This is a genomic window from Arthrobacter sp. B3I9 (genome assembly GCF_030816935.1).
Taxonomy (GTDB): domain Bacteria; phylum Actinomycetota; class Actinomycetes; order Actinomycetales; family Micrococcaceae; genus Arthrobacter.
Window position 1 is genome coordinate 3,028,018 of sequence record NZ_JAUSYO010000001.1, and the last position, 15,140, is coordinate 3,043,157.

Here is a 15,140-nt window from a genome sequence, read left to right on the forward strand (position 1 = left end):
TTCACTGGGCGTCCTTTGCAGTCTGGAGGAGGGCAGGAAGCGCCGCGAGGAAGCGGTCGGCCTGCTCTGGAGCGAGGATCAGGGGCGGCGCAAGGCGGATGGTGCGCGGGCCGGGGCTGTTGACGATGAAGCCCGCCTCGAGCCCGGCTGTGACAACGCCGGGGGCGACGTCGGCATCGAGGTCGAACCCGATCAGCAGGCCTTCGCCGCGGACCTCGGTTACGCCGTCGACCACGCTGAGGCCGGCGCGCAGGTGCTCCCCCACCCCGCGGACGTGCTCCAGCACGTGCTGGTTTTCGAGGACGTGCAGGGTGGCCAGCGCCGCGGCGGTGGCCACCGGGTTGCCGCCGAAGGTGGTGCCGTGCTGGCCCGCGGACAGCAGCGCCGACACGTCCGGCCCGAAGGTGACGAGGGCGCCGATCGGGAAGCCGCCGCCGAGGCCCTTGGCGAGGGTCACGGCATCGGGCACGATCCCGGCATCCTCGCTGGCGAGCCACTTGCCGGTGCGCCCGATCCCGGTCTGGACCTCATCGAGGATCAGCAGTGCGCCGGCGGCGCTGGTGGCCTCGCGGGCAGCCTTCAGATAACCCGCCGGCAGCGGGCGGACACCCGCCTCGCCCTGGATCGGTTCGAGGAAGACCGCGGCCGTGGTGTCGTCCACCGCGGCACGGAGCGCGTCAATGTCACCGAACGGGATATGTACGACGCCGGACGGCAGCGGGGCGAACGGCTCCCGGTAGGCCTCCTTGGACGTCAGCGCCAGCGCACCCATGGTGCGGCCGTGGAAGGCGCCTTCCAATGCAATGATCTTGGTCCGCGGCTTCTCTGTGCTCTCCGCGTCCACGGCCGGGGCGGCACCGGCATTGCGGCGTGCCAGCTTGAAGGCCGCCTCGACGGCTTCCGTGCCCGAGTTGGCGAAGAACACCTTGGACCCGGCCGGGGCCTTGCTCAGCTCCAGCAGTTTCTCGGCCAGGGCGATCTGCGTGGGGCTGGTGAAGAAGTTGGAGACGTGCCCGAGGGTGGCGAGCTGGCTGGAGATCACCGAGGTGACGAAGGGGTGCGCATGGCCCAGCGCGTTGACGGCGATCCCGCCGAGCAGGTCCAGGTACTCGTTCCCGTCAGCGTCCCAGACCACGCAGCCGGAGCCGCGGACCAGGACACGTTGCGGCGTGCCGAAGACGCCAAGCAAAGAGGAGGAGTAGCGGGACAGCCACTGCGCGCCGCTACTCTTCCCAGTCATAACGGAAGCTGTGGAGTCCGAGCCGGCGATGGGGGCCCGGGTGTGGTCGGGCACCGCGAAGCGGGCGGGGGCCCCATCGCCGGTCGGACTCACGCCAACAGTTTCGTTCATGCGTTAATCTCCTCGTCCGGGACGACCTGCGTGCCGATGCCCGCGGTCGTGAAGGTTTCCAGCAACATTGAATGGGCAAGCCGCCCGTCCACGATGTGTGCGCGCTCCACGCCGCCCTCCACGGCTTTGAGGCACGCTTCCATCTTCGGGATCATGCCGGACTCCAGGCTCGGCAGGAGTTCGCGCAGCTCGGAGGCGGTCAGCGAGGAGACCAGCGAGGAGCGGTCCGGCCAGTTGGCGAAGAGGCCCTCGACGTCGGTGAGGATCACGAGTTTTGACGCGCCCAATGCCTCGGCGAGGGCGGCGGCGGCGGTGTCCGCGTTGACGTTGAGCACCTGGCCCGTGGTCTGCGCCTGCCGGGTTCCGGCGTCGAGGCTTCCATCATCGAAGATCTCCGGGGCCACGGTCGAAATCACCGGGATCCGCCCGGCCGCGATGATGTCCAGGATCCCCTCCGGGTTCACGCCGACCACTTCGCCGACGAGGCCCAGGTCCACTTCCTCGCCGTTGACCACGGTACCCCTGCGGACAGCGCGGAGCAGGCCCCCGTCCTCTCCGGACATGCCGACGGCGTAGGGGCCGTGCGAGTTGATCAGGCCGACAAGCTCCCGGCCGACCTGCCCGGTCAGGACCATCCGGACCACGTCCATGGCCTCCGGGGTGGTGACCCGGAGTCCGCCCTTGAACTCGGATTCGATGCCGAGCCGGCTGAGCATGGCGTTGATCTGGGGGCCGCCGCCGTGGACCACTACCGGGTGGATGCCGACATGGTGCAGGAAGACGACGTCCTCGGCGAACGCGCGGCGTAGCTCGTCGTTGACCATGGCGTTCCCGCCGTACTTGATCACCATGGTGGTGCCGGCGAAGCGCTGGATCCAAGGAAGCGCCTCGATCAGCGTGCCGGCCTTGTCCTGGGCGTCGGACGTTGAGGTGGTCTCGCGGGTCTGGGTGTTCATGTTCGTCCTTCTGGTCTTCCTACTGCTAGTCCTTTCCGGGACTAACTGGAGTAGGCGCTGTTCTCGTGGACGTAGTCGTGGGTGAGGTCGTTGGTCAGGATGGTGGCCTCGGCGTCGCCGGCCTGCAGGTCGATCTCTACGAGAACGTCGCGCGGTTCAAGGTCCACGAGGCTGCGGTCATCGCCGATGCTGCCGTTGCGGCAGATCTGCACGCCGTTCATGGACACGTTCAGCCGGTCGGGTTCGAAGACGGCGTCCGTGGTGCCGACGGCCGAGAGCACACGGCCCCAGTTCGGGTCCTTGCCGAAGATGGCGGTCTTGAAGAGGTTGGAGCGGGCCACGGCGCGGCCGACGGTCTCCGCGTCCAGCTCGCTGGCCGCGTTGAACGTCCGGATCGCGATGTCGTGGCTCGCTCCTTCGGCGTCACCGATCAGCTTGCGGGCGAGCTCCGCGCAGACCTCGGTGAGGCCCTTGCCGAACTCCGCGGCGGACGGCACCGCACCGGAGGCGCCGGAGGCGAGCAGCACCACGGTGTCATTGGTGGACATGCAGCCGTCCGAGTCCGCCCGGTCGAAGGTCACCCGGGTGGCGTCGCGGAGGACGACGTCGAGCATCTCCGCCTGCACGTCGGCGTCCGTGGTGAGAACTACAAGCATGGTGGCCAGGCCGGGGGCGAGCATGCCGGCACCCTTGGCCATACCGCCGATGGTGAAGGTGTTTCCGGCGGCATCCGTGCCGGTGACGGCGGCCTGTTTTGACACGGAGTCCGTCGTCATGATCGCCGTGGCGGCGGCGGATCCGCCGTCGGTGTCCAGGGCTGCCGACGCGGCACCGATCCCGGCGAGGATCTTGTCCATCGGGAGCTGCTCACCGATGAGGCCGGTGGAGCAGACAACCACGTCCGTGGCGGAGACCCCGAGCGCTTCGGCGGTCTTCTCCGCGGTGGTGTGCGTGTTCTGGAAGCCCTGCGGGCCGGTGCAGGCGTTTGCGCCGCCGGAGTTCAGGATGACGGCGTCCACCCGGCCGTCCTTGACGACCTCCCGGGACCAGTGCACCGGCGCGGCCGCCACGCGGTTGGAGGTGAAGACGGCGGCGGCGGCCTTGGAGGGCCCCTCGTTGAGCACGAGGGCCATGTCCGGGTTGCCCGAGGCCTTGAGCCCGGCGGTCACGCCGGCAGCGCGGAATCCCTGGGGTGCGGTGATGCTCACGGTGCGACTCCCTGCAGTTCGAGGCCGGCCGTTTCCGGCAGGCCGAGGGCAATGTTCATGGACTGCACGGCGCCGCCGGCGGTCCCCTTCGTCAGGTTGTCGATGGCGCAGGTGACAATGACGCGGCCGGTGTGGGCATCGAGTGCCAGCTGCATCACCGCGTGGTTGGACCCCTGCACCGATTTGGTGGCTGGCCACTGCCCCGCGGGGAGCAGGTGGACGAACGGTTCGTCGTCGTAGGCGTCGCTCCAGGCGCTGCGCAGGTCCTCGGCCGTAACGCCGGCGCGCACCTTGGCTGTGGCGGTCGTGAGGATGCCGCGGCTCATGGGTGCCAGGGTAGGCGTAAAGGAGACGGTCACGGGACCGCGTGCGGCCTTGGACAGGCCCTGCTCGATCTCCGGCGTGTGCCGGTGCCCGCCGCCGACCCCGTACGGACTCATGGACCCCATGACCTCGGAGCCGATCAGGTTGACCTTGGCGGCCTTGCCGGCTCCGGACATTCCGGAGGCGGAGACAATCACAACGTCGTCGCCTTCCAGCAGGTCGTTGCTGAAGCCGGGTGTGAGGGCCAGCAGGGCCGACGTCGGGTAGCAGCCGGGGACGGCGATCCGCATGGCTCCCCGGAGTGCGTCGCGCTGGCCGGGGAGCTCGGGGAGCCCGTAGGGCCAGGTACCGGCATGCGGCGAGCCGTAAAACTTCTCCCACGCGGCCGGATCCTCGAGCCGGTGGTCCGCTCCGGCGTCGATCACCACGGTCCCGGGCGGGAGCTGGGCCGCGATCTCTGCCGAGGCGCCGTGCGGAAGGGCCAGGAACACGACGTCGTGTCCCGAAAGGTTCTCCACCGTGGTGTCTTCAAGGATCCGGCCGGCCAGGCCATGGAGATGGGGCTGCAATTCCCCTAGTCTGGAACCGGCGTTGCTGTGCGCGGTGATGGCGCCGATCGTTACGTGGGGATGACCGGCCAGGAGCCGCAGCACCTCGCCGCCGGCATAGCCGCTCGCCCCGGACACGGCAACAGAAATAGTCATGGGTCAAACTATACAGCAAGAGTATGCATAGGTCCCGATATTTATGCATACTGCCTCCTGTGTCCCGAACGGGTCCCGGAACCCCCGGAACGAGTCCCGACCCATTGACGGGAAAGAACTCGTCCGGACACCGGGCCTTCCTTCATCCTGTGCGCGGATGTCCCTAGGATGGACCGAGGATCCGGCCAGGAAGTCCCCGGCCGGGAAAGGAGACGCACATGATGCACACAATCGTCGCCAGCCAGGCCGGAGGGCCCGAAGTGCTGGAGTTGGTCGAGGCGGAGCGTCCGGTACCCGGTCCGGGCCAGCTGCTGGTGAAGGTGGCCGCCGTCGGCGTCAATTTCATCGACACGTACAAGCGCGGCGGGGTGTACAAGGTGTCCTATCCCTTCACCCCGGGCTCCGAGGCGGCCGGGACCGTGGAGGAAACCGGCGAGGGTGTCACCGTGTTCTCCCCCGGTGACCGGGTAGCCACCGCTGAAGGCACGAACTGTTACGCCGGGTACATCCTCGTGGACGAGGACAAGGCGCTGCCCGTTCCCGCCGGAGTTGACGACTTCACCGCAGCCGCTCTCCCGCTGCAGGGGATCACGGCGCACTACCTGATTAATTCCTCGTTCCGGGTCGAGCCTGGCCAGACGGTGCTCCTCCATGCGGGAGCCGGCGGTGTCGGCCTGCTGCTGATCCAGCTGCTCAAGGCCAAGGGCGCCCGCGTGATCACCACGGTCTCCACCGACGAGAAGGAGCAGCTGGCCCGCGAGGCGGGAGCCGACCACGTGCTGCGCTACGAGGGCTTCTCCGCAAAGGTGCGCGAACTCACCAACGGGACCGGCGCCGATGTGGTGTACGACGGCGTGGGCAAGGACACCTTCGATGACTCCCTCGCCGCGTTGCGCATCCGGGGCACGCTCGTGCTCTTCGGTGCCGCCTCCGGCCCGGTCCCGCCGGTGGACCCGCAGCGGCTCAATTCCGGCGGCTCGCTGTACCTGACCCGGCCGACCATAGGCCACTTCCTGCTCAACCCGCAGGAACGCCGGTGGCGCTCGGACGAAATCTTCGCCGCCGCCGCGAGCGGGGCCCTCAAGGTAAGGATCGGCGCGCGCTACGACCTCGCCGACGCGGCCCGCGCCCACGAGGACCTCGAGCAGCGCCGCACCACCGGCAAGGTCATCCTGGTCCCGTAGTTCGTCCGTTGGAAACCGAAAACTCCCCGCAGCCGGGCGGCTGCGGGGAGTTTTTCGTAGTGGTTCAGTTCAGCTCAGTGGTTGAGCTCAGCGCACTGGTTGAGCTCAGCGCTGGACCGCTCCGAAGCGTTCGTGCGCGACGGCCACGGCGCCTTCACGGGCGGCAGAGGCTTCATCCGCGGTCAGGGTGCGGTCCGCGGCCCGGAAGCGCATGCTGAACGCCAGCGACTTCCTGCCCTCCTCGATGCCCTTGCCCGCGTATTCGTCGAAGAGTGCGACGTCTTCGAGCAGGTCCCCCGCGCCTTCGCGCAGGGCGGCGAGGACCTCTTCCGCCGGAACCTCGCGCGGCACCACGAGGGCGACGTCCTGCGTGGCCACGGGGTAGGTCGAGATGTGCTTGGCAACGATCACGTCCGCGGCCGCCTCGAAGAGGGCGTCGGCGTTGAACTCGACCGCCACCGACCGCGCCGGCATATCCTGCGCGGCCAGCAGCTTCGGGTGCAGTTCGCCGGCGTAGCCCACGATCTCGCCGCTGCGCAGGGCCAGCTGCGCCGTGCGTCCCGGGTGGAACGCCTGGTGGCGGCCCTGGCTGATGACGAGATCCACCCCGAGCACCTCGCCGGCGAGCCGGGCGATGTCGAGGGCGTCGGCCCAGTCCCACGCACGGGGCGTGTGGCCCGGAGCCGCCGGGGAATCGTGGCCGGTCAGCACGGCCGCGAGGAACAAAGGCTGCTCCGGGACGCCGTCGTACAGGGCATCGAGCACCTCGCTGCCGGGCTTGGCGCCCAGCGGCGGGATCGTGGCGGTGCCGAGGGTGTCCCCCGGCAGGAACACGAGCCCGGCCTCGAACAGGGCCAGGTCCCGGAAACCGCGGGAGTGGTTGCGCTTGGCCACTTCGATGAGCCCCGGCAGGATCGAGGTCCGCAGGTAGCCGTGCTCCTCGCTGATCGGATTCGCGAGCTTGAGCGCCGCGCGTCCGGTGCCTTCCTCGGGGCCGCCGAAGGTGTCATTGGCGGACTTGGAGACAAACGGGTAGGCCAGGACCTCGGTCAGGCCGGAACTTGCCAGGGCCTGGAGCAGGCGGCGGCGCTGCTGCTGGACGCGGGTCAGGCCGCGGCCCGGGGGCGCCACCGGAAGGGATGCCGGGATCTTGTCGTAGCCGACCAGACGCGCGATCTCCTCGGAGAGGTCTTCCTTGGTTTCCAGGTCCATGCGCCAGCTCGGTGCGGTTACCGTCCAGCCGTCGGCGGATTCCACCACGACGGCACCCAGGTCCTCGAGCGAGGTGACGATCTGTTCGGCACTGAAGTCGATGCCGATCCGGTCCGCGGCGAACCCGGCGGGCAGCTGCACGGTGACCGGGTCCGGGGCGGTACCGACGTCAGTACCCTCGGCAGCAGCGGTGCCGCCGGCGAGTTCCACAAGGAGGTCGACGGCGCGCTGGGCCGCGAGGTGCGCTACGTGCCAGTCCACTCCGCGCTCGAAGCGCTTGGACGCCTCCGACGGCAGCTTGTGCCGGCGGCGGGAACGCGCGATCGAGACTTCCTCGAAGTGCGCCGCCTCGATCAGGATGGTCGACGTCGTACCGCTGACCTCGGTGGAGGCACCGCCCATCACACCGGCGACGCCGATGGGGCCGGAGCCGTCGGTGATCAGCAGGTCCTCGGCGTCGAGCGCCCGCTCCTTGCCGTCCAGCGTTTTGAGCTTCTCCCCCGCCACGGCGCGGCGGACCACGATCCCGCCGGACAGTTTGTCCTGGTCGTAGAAGTGCAGGGGCTGCCCGAGCTCGAGCATGACGTAGTTGGAGATGTCCACGGGCAAGGAGATGGAGCGGATGCCGGCGAGCCGGAGCCGGGAGGACATCCACGGCGGGGTGGGTCGTGTGGCGTCGACGCCGTGCACGGTCCGCGCCACGAAGCGGTCGCAGCCGGGCTTGCCGTAGATCGGCGCGTCGTCGTTGAGCTTCACGCTGTAACCGCCGGTCAGCGCCTCCGGGGCCTGCACCTTCGACGCCGGATCGGTGAAGGACGTTCCCGTGGCGTGGGCATATTCACGCGCGACACCGCGGATGGAGAACGCGTAGCCACGGTCCGGGGTGACGTTGATTTCCGCGGCCTCGTCGTAAAGGCCGAGGAGTTCCATCGCGTCGGTGCCGACCTCCGGATCGAGCCCGATCCGCGAGAGCACGAGGATTCCGTCGTGGTCCTCGCCGATGCCCAGTTCGCGGACGGAGGCGATCATGCCTGCCGAGAGGTGGCCGTAGGTCTTGCGCGCGGAGATCCGGAAATCCCCGGGCAGCACGGCGCCCGGAAGGGTCACCACCACCTTGTCGCCCTCCACGAAGTTGTGGGCGCCGCAGATGATGCCCTGCACGCCGGAGGGGTCGATGCCGTCGCCGGTGAGGCTCTGCTCCTGGCCCTCGGGGACAACCCGCACCTGGCACCAGTTGATGGTCTTGCCGTTGGTCTGCGGCTCCTTGACGATGCTCAGCACCTGGCCCACGACCACAGGGCCCTGCAGGCTGTCGGTGGGGCGGTGGACCGCTTCTTCCTCAAAGCCGACCTTGACCAGGTCCGCCATAACGTCTTCGGCCGTTGCTCCGGCCGGTACCTGGGCGAATTCCCGCAACCAGGAAAGTGGAATACGCACTGTTAGATCTCCATCCCGAAGTGCTCGCTGAAACGTACGTCGCCTTCGATCATGTCGCGCATGTCGCCGACCTCGTTGCGGAACATGAGGGTCCGCTCGATGCCCATGCCGAAGGCAAAACCTGAATAGATGTCCGGATCGATCCCGGCGGCCCGGAGCACATTGGGGTTGACCATTCCGCAGCCGCCCCATTCAATCCAGCTGGGTCCGCCTTTGGCACCCGGGTGCCAGATGTCCAGCTCAGCCGAGGGCTCGGTGAAGGGGAAGTAGTTGGGCCGCAACCGGATCTGGGCCTCGCTGCCGAACATCTGCCGGGCAAAGTGCTCCAGGGTGCCGCGGAGGTCCGCCATGCTCAGCTTCTTGTCGATGGCCAGGCCCTCGAACTGGTGGAAGACCGGGGTGTGCGTCGCGTCCAGCTCGTCGGTGCGGAACACCTTGCCCGGGCACAGCACGTAGATGGGCAGCTCGCGTTCCAGCATGGAGCGCACCTGCACCGGGGAGGTGTGCGTGCGCATCAGCAGGTGGGCTTCGGGAGGCTCCACGAAGAAGGTGTCCTGCATTTCGCGGGCAGGGTGGTCCGGCTTGAAGTTCAGCGCGTCGAAGTTGAACCATTCCGATTCGACCTCGGGGCCTTCGGCGATCTCCCAGCCCATGCCGACGAAGATGTCCGCGACGCGTTCCTGCAAGGTGGACAGCGGGTGGCGGGCACCGGCACGACGGCGGCGCGGCGCGGCGGTGACGTCGACAGTCTCCTCGATCAGGATCCGCGCGTCGTTCTCGGCTTCGAGCACGGCCGTGCGGTCCGCGAGCGCTTTGTTGACACGGCCCCTGGAGGCCCCCATGAGCTTGCCGGCGGCAGCCTTCTGGTCCTTCGGCAGCCCGCCGATCTCACGGTTGGCAAGGCTCAGGGCAGACTTCTCGCCGGTGTGCGCAAGGCGCACGGCCTTGAGTTCATCGAGCGTGGAGGCGGCAGCAATGGCGGCAACGGCCTGGTCTACGGCGGCAGTGATGGCAGCCTCATCCAGAGGATTCGGGATGGCGGCGCCCGGCAAAGTTTCAGTCATCTACTGTTCTTAGCTACGAGTCGGTTCATGCCAAGGGCACGGCGCCATGAACGCGTTCCGGCGGCGGCCTTGACAAGCTGGCCTTTGACAAGCTGGATCGGACAAGCTGAGTCTGACAAAGCTGCACCTGACAAAGCTGCATCTGACAAAGGGCAGGGCTCACCGGAATCCGTCCGGCGGGCACTCCCCACCAGTCTAGTTGACGGCACTCCGGTTGAAGGGACCCGGGTTGAAGGAACCCCGGTTGAAGGGAACGCCGGCGCCCGAACGGAACGGGAACCTCCGGACTTCCCCACGGTGCGGCCTGCGCGGCTAGCATGGCCCCATGACGTCCGGACAACGGCTGCGGCAGATCGCAAACGTGCTGAACGGATCGACCCCGCTCGGTCTGCTCATCGCTGCCTCCGCGCGCACCCGGGTCCGCCGCGGCCCCGGAGGCCTGCTGATTGCCACGGACTACCGCTGGCGGTTGCCGTTCGCCGGTGCCTTCACGGTTGGCAATGTGGTGCTCTTCCGGGCCGGGTTCGAGCGGGCGCTGGCGGACCCGGCCCTGCTGGGGCACGAGGAGCGCCACAGCAGCCAATACGCCTGGTGTTTTGGAGCGCCGTTCCTGGCGTTGTATTTGCTGGCAGCCGGCTGGTCCGTCCTGCGCACGGGAAACCCGGGCTCGGCCAACATGTTTGAGCGGCTCGCCGGGCTGCAGGCCGGCGGCTACCCGGACCTGAAGCCTCCGGCACCACCGCTGTCCACGCGCGGCGCGCCGATCCCCACCCGGAGAGTCCCCACCCGGAAACTCCTCCCCTGGAAAGAGGCAGGGCGTGACTGAGAGCCCCAGGAGTATTTCGGTCAGCGGCACAGGCAGCGCGGACGCCGCGCCGGACCTGCTCACCCTCCTGGTGGGCGTTGAATGCCGCCGGTCCGACGTCGGGGATGCATACGCGGACGCCGGGCGGGACCTGGCCGCGATCACCGGGGCACTCCGGGAGCGCGGGGTGGACAGCAAGGACATCAGCACGTCGAGGCTCAATGTCCGCGCCGAGGTGAACTGGCAGGAGGGCCGGGGCCAGGCCGTCTCCGGTTATCTGGCCTCAAGTGTGCTCAATGTGCGGATCCGGGACCTGGCGGCGTCGTCCGGGATCATCGCCGCGGCGGTGGCGGCCGGCGGCAACGGCGTCCGGCTCCACGGCCTGGAGCTTTGCTTCGCCGATCCTGCCGCCGTCATGGCCCGCGCCCGGGAGGCGGCGTGGGCGGACGCTCTCGCCGCGGCGGAGCAGCTGGCATCCCTTGCGGGGGCCCGCCTGGGCAAGGTGCTCTCGATTGTCCAGCACCAGGGCAGCCCGGCGCCCATACCGGTTGCCGGGATACAGCGGGCAGCGGCGGTGGAGCCGCTGACCGTCGAGGCCGGCGCGTCCAGCGTCAGCGCGTCGGTCGAGGCGGCCTGGGAGTTGCTCGACGACACCGTGACCCGCTGACGCGCTGACCGGGTGCTTGACTTAAAGTCGAACATACCTTCGAATGTAGGCATGAGATGGGACGCCCAAGCACTCGCTCCGGTCCGCAGCAGGAGAGCCGCTTCTGAGGCGGATCCCGACGCCGGCGCTGGTCCGGAAGCGCTCGTCGCGGCCACTGGAAGCAGCGGGGCCAAGGCGGCCGCTCCCGGCACCGATGCGCTGCTGCCTTTGCTGGGCCTGGTGCGTTCCGTGTCCACCCCTGAATTTGCCGGGGTCACCTTCCATGAGGTCACCGCAAAATCGGTGCTCAACAAGGTGGCGGCCGGCTCCCGCATGCCGTTCGAGTGGACCATCAACCCATACCGCGGCTGCAGCCACGCATGCGTCTACTGTTTTGCCCGTAAGACCCATACCTATCTGGACTTCGACGCCGGCCTCGACTTCGATAGCCAGGTGGTGGTCAAGATCAACGCCGCCGACGTCCTGCGCAGGGAACTCGCGAAACCCTCCTGGGGCCGCCAGCACGTGGCGCTCGGCACGAACACCGATCCGTACCAGCGGGCCGAGGGCCGCTACCAGCTGATGCCGGGCATCATCGGCGCCCTCGCCGATTCCGGCACTCCCCTGTCCATCCTGACCAAGGGCACGCTCCTCTCCCGAGACATCCCGCTCCTGAAACATGCAGCCGCCCAGGTCCCTGTGGGGGTAGGCATCTCGCTCGCGATGACCAACGAGCAGCTGTCCGAAGCCGTGGAGCCCGGAACCCCCGGGCCCCGGGCACGGCTCAAGCTCATCTCCCGGCTGCGGGAAGCGGGACTGCCGTGCGGTGTCATGGCCATGCCCATCCTCCCGTGGCTCTCGGACAGCGACGAGGCACTGGACTCCCTGTTCAGCTCCCTCGCGGCCGCCGGCGCCACCGGAGTCACGGCCGGCGCCCTGTACCTCAAGCCGGGAACGCGCGAATGGTTCATGCAGTGGATCGCGCGGGAGCACCCCGAGCTCGTCGGCAAGTACCGTCGCCTTTATGGCGGCGGCTCCTACGCCTCCAAGGAGTACCGCGCCTGGCTTGCCGGCCGGATCCGCTATTTCAAGGCCCGCCACGGATTCTCCGGTTCACACGGCTTTAGCCACCGCGACCTCAACGGCAACCCGACACCCGACGATCCCCGGGAAGAGGAAGCCCAGTACCCGGCCGGCAGCATCCCGGACGCGGCGGGTTTCTCCCGGCAGCCCGGAGTCCCCGCAGGCGAGGCCGCCCAACCGACCCTGTTCTGACCGGGCCCCGTACCGGGCCCTGTACGGAGCGGGCCCCCTTGCGTGGAAGCCGCCGCTACAGCGCCTTCACTGCGCCCAGGACCTTGGTGAGCGATTCTTTTGCGTCCCCGAAGAGCAGCGTGGTTTTCGGGTCATGCAGCAGTTCGTTCTCGATCCCGGCGAAGCCCGGCCGCATGGAGCGTTTCAGGAACACCACCTGTCCGGCCTGGGCCACTTCGAGGATCGGCATCCCATAGATGGGCGCCCCAGGGGTCGACTTGGCGGCGGGGTTGACCACGTCATTGGCACCCACCACCAGGGCGACGTCGGTGTTGGGGAATTCAGGGTTCACTTCCTCCAGCTCCCGGAGCGACTCGTAGGGCACATTTGCTTCCGCCAGGAGCACGTTCATGTGCCCCGGCATCCGGCCGGCCACAGGGTGGATCGCGAAGACCACCTCGATACCGCGGGCCTGGAGTGCGGCTGCGAGCTCGGCAATGGTGTGCTGTCCCTGGGCCACCGCCAGCCCGTACCCGGGAACGACCACGACGCGCTGGGCATATCCGAGCTGGACCGCCACGTCCTCCGGTGAGGAGGAACGCACGGGGCGGTCACTCTGGAGGGTCGAGCCCGCCGTCGAACCCCCGCGGAAAGCCCCGAACATGATCCCGCCCACGCCCCGGCCCATGGCCGAGGCCATCACCTTGGTCAGAATGGTGCCACTGGCACCCACCAGCGTTCCCGCAACGAGCAGGAGCACATTGCCCAGCACGATTCCGGAGGCCGCGACCGCCAGGCCGGTGAAGGCGTTGAGCAGGGAAATCACGATCGGCACGTCCGCGCCGCCGACGGGAAGGACCAGGAGCAGCCCGGCGCCAAGTCCAAGAACCAACACCGCGAGAGCCCAGCCGGCCGCCCCGGTGAGGACCACCAGCACACCGGAGGTGATGGCACCGGCGAGGACGGCAGCCATCACCAGTGGCATGCCGGGGAAGAGCAGCGGGCGGGTGGTGATCAGCTCCTGCAGCTTTCCGACGGTCACCGCGGAACCGGCGAAGGACACTGCCCCGACCAGCATGGTGAACACCACCGCGAGGCGCACCCAGGGGTTGGCGTTATGACCGAGTTCGAGCACCGCGACCAGGGCAGCGGCCCCGCCTCCGACCCCGTTGAACAGTGCGACCAGCTGCGGCATCTGGGTCATCTGGACGCGGCGGGCCACCGGGACGGCGGCGGCCGATCCGACGACGATCGCGGCCAGGATAAGCGGGATGTTCTCCAGCTTCGCCGAGGCGAAGACCGTGGCCACGGCCAGGAGTGCACCCGCGGCGCCGATGGCATTTCCGCGGCGGGCTGTCCGCGGCGAGCTGAGACCCTTAAGCGCGAGGATGAAGCAGACGGCAGCGGCGAGATAGCACAGGCCGGTCCACTCGGGGGGAAGGAGGCTCATGCTCCGCCTCCTCCCGTGGCGCGTCCGGACCGCGGCGCGGCACGCGTCTTGGCGGCCTTCCGTCCGCTGAACATCTCCAGCATCCGGTCCGTGACCACGAATCCGCCCACCAGGTTGGCCGTTGCGAGGATCACGGCGAGCAGTGCGATCGCGAGCAGCCAAGGATCATCCGCCTGACCGGCGACGAGGATGGCACCCACCAGGATGATGCCGTGGATGGCGTTGGCCCCGGACATCAGCGGCGTGTGCAGCTTGCTGGTTACCTTGGAGACGACTTCGAAACCGACAAAGACGGACAGCACCACGACAGTGAGCAGCGTGATCGGATCCATCATTTGAGGGCCTCCATGGCGTTTGCGGTCGCGGCATGGCGGACAGTGCCGGCGTGGGTCAGGCAGGCTCCGGCGACGACGTCGTCGTCGAAATCCGGCACGACCTCTCCGCCCGTGGTCATCAGGGCAAGCAGGTTGGCCACGTTCTTGGCAAACAGCCGGGACGCGTCCGAAGGCATCGCGGAAGCGGCATCCCGCAGCCCGACGAGGGTCACCGACCCGCCGGCAACCGGAATCAGGAGGTCCTGCCCGGCTTGGACTCCTTCAACGTTCCCGCCGGATTCAGCGGCAAGGTCCACAACGACCGAACCGGCCCGCATGCCGGCCACCATGTCCAGGGTCACGAGCAACGGAGCCGCACGGCCCGGGATTGCGGCCGTGGTGATGAGGACGTCCGCGGCCGCTACATGCGGGGCGAGCAGCGCGCGCTGGCGCTTGGCCCGGTCCTCGCCGAGCTCGCGCGCATATCCTCCACTGCCCTGAGCGGACGCGTCCGCTGTCCGAGCGTCCGCAGTTCGAGTGTCCGCAGTCTGAGCGTCGGCCGTCCGAACGTCGAGGTCCAGGTGGATGAACGTCCCTCCCATCGACGCCACTTCATCAGCTGACGCGGCCCGGATGTCGTTTGCCGAGACCCGGGCGCCAAGGCGTTTCGCCGTGCCGATCGCCTGCAATCCCGCGACCCCTGCGCCGAGGACCAGGACCCGTGCGGGCGGAATCGTGCCGGCCGCGGTCATGTAGAGCGGAAAGAACCTGGGATAGCGCAGGGCCGCCTCAAGCACGGCACGGTAACCGGAGACCAGCGACTGGGAACTCAGGGCATCCATGCTCTGGGCCCGCGAGATGCGCGGGACGAGTTCAAGCGCGAAGGAGGTGACTCCGGCGTCGGCCAGGGCCCGGACGGCCGGCAGCTCGGAGGCCGGAGAGCCGAAGCCGACGGTGATGGAACCGGTCCGCAGGGCCGCGGCGACCTCCGGTGTCAGCGGCCGGACGTGCAGGAGCACATCAAGGGTCTCGGGTAACAGGTCCGGAACAACCGCGGCTCCGGCTGCGGCGAACGCATCATCGGAGTAACCGGCTGCGGCCCCGGCATCGCTCTCCACTGCGACGTGCAGACCGAGGGCAGTCAGCTGCTTCACCGTTTCCGGTGTGGCCGCGACCCGGCGCTCGCCCGCACACCGCTCCCGTCTGACACCGACCTGCACGCGGCTCTCCT

At 68.6% G+C, this 15,140-nt stretch carries 13 protein-coding genes; 4 read left to right on the plus strand and 9 right to left on the minus strand.

Going from position 1 to position 15,140, the window contains the following annotated elements; genetic code table 11:
* Window position 1: 1 nt before the first annotated feature.
* From QFZ65_RS14085 to argC, 4 genes are all read right to left on the minus strand, one after another.
* Entirely contained in the window at window positions 2-1,240 is a 1,239-nt protein-coding gene (locus tag QFZ65_RS14085) for an acetylornithine transaminase (RefSeq protein ID WP_306912586.1), read from the minus strand.
* Window positions 1,241-1,347: 107 nt separating this feature from the next.
* Window positions 1,348-2,307: an acetylglutamate kinase gene (gene argB / locus QFZ65_RS14090; protein ID WP_306911339.1), complete on the minus strand. Its 960-nt coding sequence runs from the start codon at window positions 2,305-2,307 to the stop codon at window positions 1,348-1,350.
* Between the two features lie 41 nt (window positions 2,308-2,348).
* Window positions 2,349-3,515, minus strand: coding sequence for a bifunctional glutamate N-acetyltransferase/amino-acid acetyltransferase ArgJ (gene argJ / locus QFZ65_RS14095; RefSeq protein ID WP_306911340.1), 1,167 nt, complete (start codon window positions 3,513-3,515; stop codon window positions 2,349-2,351).
* On the minus strand, window positions 3,512-4,543 hold the full coding sequence (argC, locus tag QFZ65_RS14100) for an N-acetyl-gamma-glutamyl-phosphate reductase (protein ID WP_306911341.1): 1,032 nt from the start codon (window positions 4,541-4,543) through the stop codon (window positions 3,512-3,514). Before argC ends, argJ begins: the two co-directional genes overlap by 4 nt.
* 218 nt (window positions 4,544-4,761) lie before the next feature.
* Between argC and QFZ65_RS14105 the strand changes: the two genes are divergently transcribed.
* On the plus strand, window positions 4,762-5,727 hold the full coding sequence (locus QFZ65_RS14105; RefSeq protein ID WP_306911342.1) for a quinone oxidoreductase: 966 nt from the start codon (window positions 4,762-4,764) through the stop codon (window positions 5,725-5,727).
* Between the two features lie 105 nt (window positions 5,728-5,832).
* On the opposite strand, the gene pheT is transcribed toward QFZ65_RS14105, so the two are convergent.
* Both pheT and pheS read right to left on the minus strand, forming a co-directional pair.
* Complete coding sequence (gene pheT / locus QFZ65_RS14110; protein ID WP_306911343.1) at window positions 5,833-8,376, minus strand: phenylalanine--tRNA ligase subunit beta; 2,544 nt, start codon at window positions 8,374-8,376, stop codon at window positions 5,833-5,835.
* Between the two features lie 2 nt (window positions 8,377-8,378).
* Window positions 8,379-9,440 carry a phenylalanine--tRNA ligase subunit alpha gene (gene pheS / locus QFZ65_RS14115; RefSeq protein WP_306911344.1) on the minus strand — a complete coding sequence of 354 codons (1,062 nt, stop codon included), beginning with the start codon at window positions 9,438-9,440 and terminating at the stop codon, window positions 8,379-8,381.
* A gap of 325 nt (window positions 9,441-9,765) precedes the next feature.
* Between pheS and QFZ65_RS14120 the strand changes: the two genes are divergently transcribed.
* The 3 genes from QFZ65_RS14120 to QFZ65_RS14130 are packed head-to-tail and all read left to right on the plus strand — an operon-like array spanning window position 9,766 to window position 12,166.
* Window positions 9,766-10,266 carry a hypothetical protein gene (locus tag QFZ65_RS14120; RefSeq protein WP_306911345.1) on the plus strand — a complete coding sequence of 167 codons (501 nt, stop codon included), beginning with the start codon at window positions 9,766-9,768 and terminating at the stop codon, window positions 10,264-10,266.
* Complete coding sequence (locus tag QFZ65_RS14125; protein WP_306911346.1) at window positions 10,259-10,912, plus strand: SIMPL domain-containing protein; 654 nt, start codon at window positions 10,259-10,261, stop codon at window positions 10,910-10,912. The genes QFZ65_RS14120 and QFZ65_RS14125 overlap by 8 nt, the downstream gene beginning before the upstream one ends.
* 51 nt (window positions 10,913-10,963) lie before the next feature.
* A complete protein-coding gene (locus tag QFZ65_RS14130; protein ID WP_306911347.1) occupies window positions 10,964-12,166 on the plus strand; it encodes an Rv2578c family radical SAM protein in 1,203 nt (400 codons plus the stop codon).
* 55 nt (window positions 12,167-12,221) lie between these two features.
* On the opposite strand, the gene QFZ65_RS14135 is transcribed toward QFZ65_RS14130, so the two are convergent.
* From QFZ65_RS14135 to QFZ65_RS14145, 3 genes are read right to left on the minus strand one after another with little or no spacing between them, the layout of a single operon-like run.
* Window positions 12,222-13,595 (minus strand): NAD(P)(+) transhydrogenase (Re/Si-specific) subunit beta, encoded by a 1,374-nt coding sequence (locus tag QFZ65_RS14135; protein WP_306911348.1) that lies wholly within the window; start codon window positions 13,593-13,595, stop codon window positions 12,222-12,224.
* Window positions 13,592-13,927, minus strand: a complete 336-nt coding sequence (locus QFZ65_RS14140; RefSeq protein ID WP_306912587.1) for an NAD(P) transhydrogenase subunit alpha — start codon at window positions 13,925-13,927, stop codon at window positions 13,592-13,594. The genes QFZ65_RS14135 and QFZ65_RS14140 overlap by 4 nt, the downstream gene beginning before the upstream one ends.
* Window positions 13,927-15,129, minus strand: a complete 1,203-nt coding sequence (locus QFZ65_RS14145) for an NAD(P) transhydrogenase subunit alpha (RefSeq protein ID WP_306911349.1) — start codon at window positions 15,127-15,129, stop codon at window positions 13,927-13,929. The genes QFZ65_RS14140 and QFZ65_RS14145 overlap by 1 nt, the downstream gene beginning before the upstream one ends.
* Between the last annotated feature and the right edge of the window lie 11 nt (window positions 15,130-15,140).

Coding starts and splice junctions, on each gene's coding strand:
- QFZ65_RS14085 (WP_306912586.1), bottom strand. CDS start 1,240: ATGACTGGGAAGAGTAGCGGCGCGCAGTGGCTGTCCCGCTACTCCTCC.
- argB (WP_306911339.1), bottom strand. CDS start 2,307: ATGAACACCCAGACCCGCGAGACCACCTCAACGTCCGACGCCCAGGAC.
- argC (WP_306911341.1), bottom strand. CDS start 4,543: ATGACTATTTCTGTTGCCGTGTCCGGGGCGAGCGGCTATGCCGGCGGC.
- QFZ65_RS14105 (WP_306911342.1), top strand. CDS start 4,762: ATGATGCACACAATCGTCGCCAGCCAGGCCGGAGGGCCCGAAGTGCTG.
- pheS (WP_306911344.1), bottom strand. CDS start 9,440: ATGACTGAAACTTTGCCGGGCGCCGCCATCCCGAATCCTCTGGATGAG.
- QFZ65_RS14120 (WP_306911345.1), top strand. CDS start 9,766: ATGACGTCCGGACAACGGCTGCGGCAGATCGCAAACGTGCTGAACGGA.
- QFZ65_RS14130 (WP_306911347.1), top strand. CDS start 10,964: ATGAGATGGGACGCCCAAGCACTCGCTCCGGTCCGCAGCAGGAGAGCC.
- QFZ65_RS14135 (WP_306911348.1), bottom strand. CDS start 13,595: ATGAGCCTCCTTCCCCCCGAGTGGACCGGCCTGTGCTATCTCGCCGCT.
- QFZ65_RS14140 (WP_306912587.1), bottom strand. CDS start 13,927: ATGGATCCGATCACGCTGCTCACTGTCGTGGTGCTGTCCGTCTTTGTC.